The 9,244-nt window shown below is 42.7% G+C and carries 6 protein-coding genes and 1 tRNA gene; 1 reads left to right on the plus strand and 6 read right to left on the minus strand.

The annotated features are described in order from the left end of the window. Window positions 1-79: 79 nt before the first annotated feature. From LPH68_RS01470 to LPH68_RS01480, 3 genes are read right to left on the minus strand one after another with little or no spacing between them, the layout of a single operon-like run. A complete protein-coding gene (locus LPH68_RS01470) occupies window positions 80-3,205 on the minus strand; it encodes an efflux RND transporter permease subunit (protein WP_151923350.1) in 3,126 nt (1,041 codons plus the stop codon). Window positions 3,206-3,219: 14 nt separating this feature from the next. Continuing rightward, window positions 3,220-4,314 (minus strand): efflux RND transporter periplasmic adaptor subunit, encoded by a 1,095-nt coding sequence (locus tag LPH68_RS01475; protein ID WP_151923349.1) that lies wholly within the window; start codon window positions 4,312-4,314, stop codon window positions 3,220-3,222. A 22-nt stretch (window positions 4,315-4,336) separates the two neighbouring features. Then, entirely contained in the window at window positions 4,337-5,602 is a 1,266-nt protein-coding gene (locus LPH68_RS01480) for a TolC family protein (protein ID WP_120145117.1), read from the minus strand. Between the two features lie 236 nt (window positions 5,603-5,838). Here LPH68_RS01480 and LPH68_RS01485 point away from each other — a divergent pair, with 236 nt between their 5' ends. Then, window positions 5,839-6,201, plus strand: a complete 363-nt coding sequence (locus tag LPH68_RS01485; protein ID WP_117683488.1) for a co-chaperone YbbN — start codon at window positions 5,839-5,841, stop codon at window positions 6,199-6,201. Between the two features lie 247 nt (window positions 6,202-6,448). Here LPH68_RS01485 and nagA (LPH68_RS01490) read toward each other — a convergent pair whose 3' ends face one another. From nagA (LPH68_RS01490) to LPH68_RS01500, 3 genes are all read right to left on the minus strand, one after another. Next, the gene (nagA, locus tag LPH68_RS01490) at window positions 6,449-7,621 is read right to left on the minus strand and encodes an N-acetylglucosamine-6-phosphate deacetylase (protein ID WP_009039517.1); all 1,173 of its coding nucleotides are present in this window, start codon (window positions 7,619-7,621) and stop codon (window positions 6,449-6,451) included. A gap of 21 nt (window positions 7,622-7,642) precedes the next feature. Further along, window positions 7,643-8,809, minus strand: a complete 1,167-nt coding sequence (gene nagA, locus LPH68_RS01495) for an N-acetylglucosamine-6-phosphate deacetylase (protein WP_087318728.1) — start codon at window positions 8,807-8,809, stop codon at window positions 7,643-7,645. Between the two features lie 245 nt (window positions 8,810-9,054). After that, a tRNA-Gly gene (locus tag LPH68_RS01500) sits at window positions 9,055-9,130 on the minus strand. Window positions 9,131-9,244: the final 114 nt, after the last annotated feature.

Genomic DNA, 9,244 nt, shown 5'->3' on the forward strand with positions numbered 1-9,244 from the left:
CTTTTATCCCTTTCTCACTCTACCTACTGAAAACTACAAATTTAATCTATGAACGTTTTTTCCACAGAATAGAAATGAACTAAATACGTCTTTGCAATAACTTTCCGTTTTTATCATATAACATTCGTTCATATACCACTTCTACGATGAGAGGAAAGACAAACAAGGCAAAGAAAGTCGCTCCTATCAATCCGCCGATAATAACAATCGCCAACGGACGCTGTGATTCCGAACCAATTCCATGACTCATGGCAGCAGGCAACAAACCGATGGCCGCCATTGCCGCCGTCATAATCACAGGGCGAATGCGTGAGCGTACTCCTTCTTTCGTAGCCTCTTCCAAAGGAGAACCCAGTTTCAGATTCGCTTTGATGTCGGAAATCATAATCACGCCGTTCTGAATACAAATACCGAACAAGGCTATGAAACCGATACCTGCAGAAATGGAGAAGTTGAATCGTGTTATCAGAAGGGCTACAATACCCCCCACAGCGGCAAATGGCACATTCAGCAATACCAGTCCGGCATCCCGCGCATTAGAGAACAGAATAAACAGGATGATAAAGATGATAGCAATACTGATGGGAACCACTTGTGCCAAGCGTTTCGTGGCACGTTGCTGGTTCTCGAAATCACCTGTCCATTTCAGCGAATATCCTGCCGGCAGATGTACGGATGCATTTACCTTTTTCTGTGCCTCGGCAACTGCCGTACCCATGTCACGGCCTCTCACCGAGAATTTCACTGCACAGAATCGTGCATGATTATCACGGAAAATAAGTAATGGTCCCGTAATGGTCGTTATATCCGCCAGTTCCTTGATAGGCATCATTGTGCCATCCATTGCCGGAACCAGTATCTTACCTATTTCTTCTTCATTCTGGCGGAATTGTTCGCTATACCTTACCATGATATTGAATTTCCGTTCGTCCTCATACAATAATGAAGCCGATTTTCCGCCAATCGCCATCTCGATAATCGATTGCACATCTTCTTTAGCAACGCCATAACGCGCCAACTGACCTTCATTCAACTCTATACGAAGTTCCGGCTGACCGATATTCCGAATCACACCCAAGTCTTCAATTCCTTGAACCGTGCCCAGGATTTTCTCAATCTGCACCGCATATTTCTCCGACTCATACAAGTCTTTACCAAACACCTTCACCGCAATAGATCCTTTCACGCCGGAAGCGGCTTCCTCCACATTATCGGTAATCGGCTGTGAGAAATTGAAGTCAATGCCGGGGTAAATGGATAAATCCTCCTGCATTTTATCGATCAGTTCCATTTTAGTCAGTTTACTCTCCCATTCCTTTTCAGGGTATATATCAACGTGAAACTCGATATTATAGAATCCGGTAGCATCTGTTCCGTCATTCGGTCGTCCGGTCTGTGACAGGACTTGACGTACTTCCGAAAACGTTAATAGCTTCCTTCTCATTTTATTGGCAAGCGTCACCGATTCATCCAGCGAAATGCTTTGTGGCAAGGTGGCACGAATATAGATAGACCCCTCATTCAACTGTGGAAGAAACTCCGTACCCAAGAAAGAGAAAAGCCATAATCCGACACCTGCTATGACCGTTGCCAGTCCAATAGTCAGTTTTCTGTGCGCATAGAATAAATCAAAAAAAGCCGTACATTTTCTATTGACAAAACGGACAAAACGATTATTCTTCTCACGAACATTCTTCTTCAACAGCATAGAAGACATTACCGGCACCAGGGTCAGCGTAAAGATCAAAGCTCCCAATAGTGCAAAACCCAGCGTATAGGCTAAAGGAGAGAACATCTTTCCTTCTACCTTCTGGAAAGAGAAGATAGGAATCAACGCGGTTATGATAATCAATTTGGAGAAGAAAACTGCTTTCGCCTTATCTTTTGCGGTGTTACGGATCAATCCCATTTTGGACATGACATTAAATGCCGGCATTCCTACTTGCCTTGCTTTCTTGTCCAAAGCCACAAACACTCCTTCCACCATCACCACTGCCCCATCAATAATGATACCGAAGTCAATGGCTCCCATAGAAAGCAGATTGGCGGACATTCCCATCGCCCGTAAACAGATAAAAGCGAATAGAAGGGCTAATGGGATAACGACAGCAACAATCACGGTAGTCCGCCAATCTGCCATAAAAATCAATACAATAAACGTAACCAATAAAATTCCTTCGATCAGATTATGTGTCACCGTCTTTACCGCCAGATTCACCAAATCCTCCCGGTCATAGAATGACACGATTTTCACATCTTTCGGAAGTATATTCTGATTCAAGTCTTCTATTTTATCTTTCAGGTTTGCAATCACCTCGCCCGGATTCTCCCCTTTCCGCATGACTACAATGCCTTGTACCACATCATCTTCATCCATTCGTCCTACCTGGCCGAGACGGGGCAAACAGGATTCGTGTACATCGGCAAGATTCTTCACCAAAATCGGAGTACCGTTGATGTTTTTCACTACGATGTTTCTCAATTCTTCCAAGTCGTTAATCAGACCAATTCCACGAACAACATAAGCTTGCGAACTCTTGGTTATGACATCTCCTCCTACATTGATGTTACTTTTGGCTATCGCGTCATAAAGTTCCAAAGAAGTAATTCCATAGTTAATCAACTGGTGAGGATTCACGCTTACCTCAAATGTTTTCACCTCTCCGCCGAAGCTCACAATATCCGCTACGCCGGATACCGAACGAAGGTTACGCTCGATCACCCAATCCTGGATTGTTTTCAGCTCCCGCACACTACGTTTATCACTACGGAGTGTATAACGGAATATTTCTCCCGTCGGGCCATATAACGGTTGCACCTCCGGAGTAACCCCGTCAGGAAGATCGGCGTCATTCAATAAATTATATACCTGTTGACGGGCGGTGAAATCATCCACACGATCTTCGAACATCACATTGATTACAGAAAGTCCGAAAAGAGTGGTAGAACGAATATCCGTTTTCTTCTGAACAGGATTCATGGCAATCTCAACAGGAATGGTGATAAACTTCTCTACCTCTTCCGCACTACGTCCCGGCCATTGCGTGATAATTGTGACTTTCGTATTCGTCACATCCGGGAAAGCATCTATCGGAGTATGTTTAAAAGAAACAGCTCCGGCTATAACGGCAATCGCTGTACAGAAGAAAATAAAGAACTTATTCTTCAGCGAGAAAGCCACTATATTATCTATGAATTTGTGCATACTATTTTCTGTTTTTAATCTGCATTCAACGCATTATATACCAACAATACATTATTATTCAGCACCCTATCCCCCTCGGAAAGCCCGGAACGGATATAGCACTCCTTGCTCAACTGTTTGTATACATCTACCTCTTTCACCTGCAAACGCTGATCCGGCTCTACTACAACAACATAATTTTTACCTCCTTCAAACACCAACGCATGAGAATCGATACGAGGCATGGAGGTTCCATCTGCCTTGCACTTCACACTTACATTCGTAAACATCCCCGGCTTCAACAGATACTCTTCATTCTTTAATTTGATACGGACATTCATTGTTTTACTTTCGCTATTCAGCAAATGATATACCTTATCAATAGTGCCGGCAAACATCTTATCCGGATAGGCCAATGTAGAAATGCGTACAGAAGCACCTTCAGAAACTTTACTGATATCGCTTTCATACACATCTGCCATCACCCATACGTCCGACAACCCCGAAATCGTGAACAACTCTTCACTCTGATCAGGACGCAACTGCATATCCCTGCTGATTTGTTTCTCCACAATAAAGCCCGAAACAGGTGATTTCAACTGATAATAAGCATTTCCGGAGAAATTATAAATGGAAAAGACTTCCTTTATCCTTCTTTCTTCGGCTTCGGCACTCGTCAACTCCTGCTTTGCCTGAAGCACATCTTTATCCGAAGCCATGCCGGAGTTATACATATCCTGCGTAGCATCCATATTTCTACGGGCGAGCAATAATTGTTGTTCCGCTTCTTTCAATTGTTTTTCATAGTCCGCCACTTCTCCACTGCGGATGACTGCCAGTACATCTCCTTTACGAACATAATCTCCTATTTCTGCTTTCAGTTCCGTCACCGTGCCTCCAAACATCGGATATACATGTGCTACCTGATTTTCATTAAAAGTGACCCGTCCGTTCAATGTCAGTTCATCAATCACTTCTTGAACGTGAACCGTATCGACAGATACAATTCTCAACAAGCTATCTGTCAGGCATAAAGCAGTCGGTTCAACATTCGGTTGTTCTCCTTTACCGGAGCATGCTCCCAATACGGTAGTAAGCAATATGCAAGGAAGGAATTTATTCCAGTTCATAGTCTTTGATAATTTATGAATATTAGTAGTTCAATATATTTTGCCCGATAGTTGTATTCAGGTTTTCCATCGCGAGGAAAACATCTTTCTTTATTTCATGCAACTGAATACAGGTTTCCTTATAACTGTCATAGTAATCGATAAACTCCAGCAAGCTGATATTCCGCTTGGTAAAGTTTTCATTCACTCCTGTTATCAGTTTCTCAAAGTTACGTTCCAAATCCATATTGGTAGATTGGTAAAGCTGAACTGCTTTTTCCAGTGAAGCATAAGCGGTATAAAGTTCCATATCTGCACGATTAGCAGCATTTTCCTGTTCCGCTCCTGCCTGTTGAATACTAAAACGGGCCGCCTTTATATTTCCCTGATTGCGATTGAAAATAGGTACTGACAAGCTCACTCCTACCGCAAAATAGTTATTGATAAAGTTTCCGGCACGGTCATAGTTCCCTTTCACCGAGAACTCCGGAAATGCCATTGATTTCTGCAATTTCAGATTGGCACGAGAAGCGCTTACCGTACTCCTGGCAATCTTCAAGTCGGGACGTTCATTCACCATCGCTTTCAAATCAGCAAACGATAATTGAGACAAATCCAATTGCTTCAACACCTCTTCGTCCAGTGATAACTTAACCGCAGTATCTCCCGGAAGATTTAACAAGACATTCAGTTCTCCTCTAAGAGTCAGCAACTCATTTTCCCGTTCGTTCTTCTCTTTCTTCAAAGAAAATAACATCGATTCCAAACGAGACATTTCCATCAATGAGATATTCCCTTTCTCCTGTTGCAGCTTCATTCCGGCAAGCAGTTCTTGCAGAGAGTTCACTTCTTTCTCGTAGATGGATATAGATTTCGAAAGAAAATAGATTTGCACAAACTTCTCATTCAACTCCTGACGGAGTGTTCTCATCACCTCTTCAAACTGATATTCCGCTATTTCCTTATTGATTTTTTCCAGCTTTATCTGCTTATTTCGCTGTCCGGCAAGGCGAATGACCTGTTCAACCTCCACAACCGTTTCACCCTCCTTACCAAAATCAAAATATTTTCCGTTCAAGCGGTTATAGACATTCTGTTCCAGCGAGATGACCGGATTCTCAAATAACCTGGCTTGCAGCACTTGTGCCTGTGCCATATCGATGTTATACCGTTCGGCTATCAGCGATAAGTTACGTTCCAAGAAACGTTGTTCCGCCTCTTTCAGCGTTAATGTTCCTGTGGTAGCCTGTTGCGCACATATTCCTCCTGTCAGCAGAAGAAAAAAAGAAATTAGAAATACTCTGTTCATTACTATATTTATCTTTATTACCTTATCGTAGTTGTCGCAGCAAAATTACAATTCTGCAACCGGAGAGACGGAAAAAAACGATTATAAGCCTCTCATATCAGATTAGAATTTGATTAGAAAAGAGCCATAAAGGAAGAATTGTAAATACAACAGGAAAAATGGCCAGCCTTCTTTCATTCCAACTCCCCTATCTTTGCAGGAGAGAAAATAAAACGAATCATTAAAAAATAGGATATATGAAAATAATAAATTTAACCAAAGATAGTTTTGTAGAAAAAGTAGCAGATTATCAGTCTTATCCTGACAGTTGGAACTTCAAAGGGAATAAACCTTGCCTGGTCGATTTTCATGCACCCTGGTGTGTCTATTGCAAAGCATTATCGCCTATATTAGACCAATTGGCAAAAGAATACGAAGGTAAATTAGATATTTATAAAGTGGACGTCGATCAGGAACCGGAACTGGAAAGCGCATTTAAGATTCGTACCATTCCCAATCTGTTACTTTGCCCGTTGAACGGCAAACCGGCAATGAAATTAGGCACTATGAATAAAGCCCAATTGAAAGAATTAATAGAAACCAGTTTACTTTCAGAATAGAAAAATATCGAAAGTCCGGAAAGTTCCTTATGACGATAGACTGATAAACTACCGAGCTTTTGATATAATACAGAACATTTGCTGTTATAATAAGAGGCTGAAAAGCCTTGATCTTATAAAATGCCCCTTACTAGAACTAAACTGAACTCCTAAAATTTTGTATCCAACTTTTGGGATTCAGTTTAGTTCTTAGTAAAGGGCATTTTTCTTTTAGGAAGTCTCCGGACGGCATCTTCCCTTTCAATGGTTATTTATGCAACAGATTATCAGTTCCCGGAACGATCTTTCCCATTGACCATACGCAACGTACATTCAGTTCTTTGTCAAGAATCACAATATCGGCATCCTTACCCTTTGCTAACGCCCCTTTACGATCACTCACTCCAATTAAACGGGCAGGAGTTTCAGAAGCCATACGCACGGCATCTTCCAAAGGAATATTCGCTTTCTTTACCATAGTGCGAACCAACACATCCATTGTAGCCAAACTACCGGCCAACGCAGAATGATCCGCCATCTTGCATACGCCATCCTCTATGATATAGCGAGGATCAATCGGTTCATTCCCTTCATAAGCGGCATATGCCAAAGCATCGGTAACAAGGCAGGTATTCTCCACGCCTTTCAACTTATAAACCAGTTTCAGGATAGTGGCAGGCAAGTGAATACCGTCCGCAATCACTTCCACAGTCATTCCATCCGTCAGATACACACTTTCCACTGTACCCTCATATTTATATTCACGACGTTTATGGAAACCCGGCATCGCATTATAGAAATGAGCAGCATGAGAAAATCCTACTGCAAATGCAGCTTTAATTTCATCATATTCGGCTTCGGTATGTGTAACAGCAGTCATAATTCCTTTCGAACGGGTATACTTTGCAAAATCATGTGCACCGGGCAGTTCGGGACTAATATCCCAACGTCTGATACAAGACGTACGCTCCAACAAAGGAATATATTCATTTTCATCCGGAGTTTTCAGAAAACCGTCATACTGCGTACCCGCCATCTTCGGATTCAGATATGGGCCTTCGATATGCAGACCAAGAATCGGAGAATCCTTCTCTTTCATCAAGTGCTCACATACATCGACTGCCTGGTAGATTCTTTCGAATGAAGTAGAGGACAAAGTAGGAAATATACCGGTAGCACCATGTTTCAGATGTGCATTGGTTGCGGTGCGGAAAGCCTCTTCCGTTGCTTCCGTATAATCATGCCCACCACCTCCATGTGCATGCATACTTACGAATCCGGGCACTATCGTCATCCCTCTGGCATCAATAACCGTTGCACCGATAACCGCTAAATCACTATTAGTTACCTCTAATATTTTTCCATCACAAATCAATACGGAACCATCTTTCAACCAGCCTTGCGGGGTAAGTATTCTTCCGTTTATTATTTGAGTCAACATAGTCTTTGTTATTTATTAGATTTAAAACAGTTTGTTGGTGCCTTCCACCAGTTCTCCCATTGCCCATACAGCTCTCACATTCAGGTCTCTGTCCAAGGCAATTATATCAGCATCCTTGCCACGCTCCAGCGTTCCTTTACGGTCGAGCACTCCCATAATCCGGGCAGGAGTTTCGGAAGCCATTCTTATGGCATCTTCCAAAGGAATTTCCGCCTTTTGCACCATGGTACGAATCAAACGATCCATCGTTGCAACACTCCCGGCCAAGGCTGAATGGTCTGCCAACTTACAGACTCCATCCTCAATAATCACACGCGGGTCAAAGGCAACCTGGCTATCACTGGCGGCACAAGCCAACGCATCCGTTATCAGGCAAGTGCGTTCCACTCCTTTTATCTTATAGACAAGACGCAAGATCGTCGGAGGTACATGAATACCATCAGCCACCACTTCCACTGTCATATCATCAATCAGATAAATACTTTCTACTGTACCTTCATACTTGTACTCTTTCCGTTTATGGAAACCGGGCATCGCGTTATAAAAATGAGTGGCATGCGTATATCCCGCCTCATAAGCCGTCTGTATATCCTCAAATTCTGCCTGGGTATGTCCTACCGAAGCCAGAACACCTTTTGCCGTGATATATTTACCGAATTGCATGGCTCCGGGAAGTTCCGGTGCGGCATCCCAACGTTTGATACAGCGTGTTTCTTCCAATAACGGAATATATTCTTCGGGATCGGGATCTTTGATATTTTCCGGAATCTGTCCGCCTGCCATGTCCATATTGAAATAATGTCCTTCCAGATGGAGTCCGAGTACAGGGCTATTGGGCTCCGCCATCATTTTTTCAGTAGTTGCCGCAGCTGCACGGATCATCGGAATGGTAGAAGAAGAAAGGGTAGGAAAAATACTGGTGGTACCATGCTGCATGTGAGCCTTGATTGCTGTCCGGAAAGCCTCTTCGGTGCCTTCCATAAAGTCTCTTCCACCGCCACCGTGAACATGGATTTCTACACCGCCCGGAACAATATACATTCCTTTGGCATCAATCAGTTTGGCTCCGATAATGGCAAGGTCACAATTGGTTACTTCCAGAATTTTGTTATCGCGAATAAGAACTGACCCATCCTTCAGCCAACCTTGAGGCGTCAGGATGCGTGCATTAATGATCTGTGTTAACATATCACAAATAGTTAAATTAATTAAAGGTCTGTGTGAATCAATGACGCTCTTTTTTGGGGGGGAGTACATTGATTTTTTCGTTTGCAAAATTACGTTTTTCTATTCAATCTATCGATAAAATCGTCCGATAAACTTCTAATAAAGTCCAATATTAAACGATTATTCAACCATATATAAATCAGAATTCATCAATCATAAATAAAAAAAGGTTGCCAATCTTATCGACTGACAACCTTATGTCTATATGGAGCGGAAAACGAGACTCGAACTCGCGACCCTAACCTTGGCAAGGTTATGCTCTACCAACTGAGCTATTTCCGCAAACTAAATTTCGTCATTCAGAATTCTGAAAGATGGGTGCCCAGAACAGGACTCGAACCTGCATGCCTCTCGACACACGCACCTGAAACGTGCGCGTCTACCAATTCCGCCACC

The organism is Bacteroides sp. 1_1_30, from assembly GCF_020982715.1.
GTDB lineage: Bacteria > Bacteroidota > Bacteroidia > Bacteroidales > Bacteroidaceae > Bacteroides > Bacteroides xylanisolvens.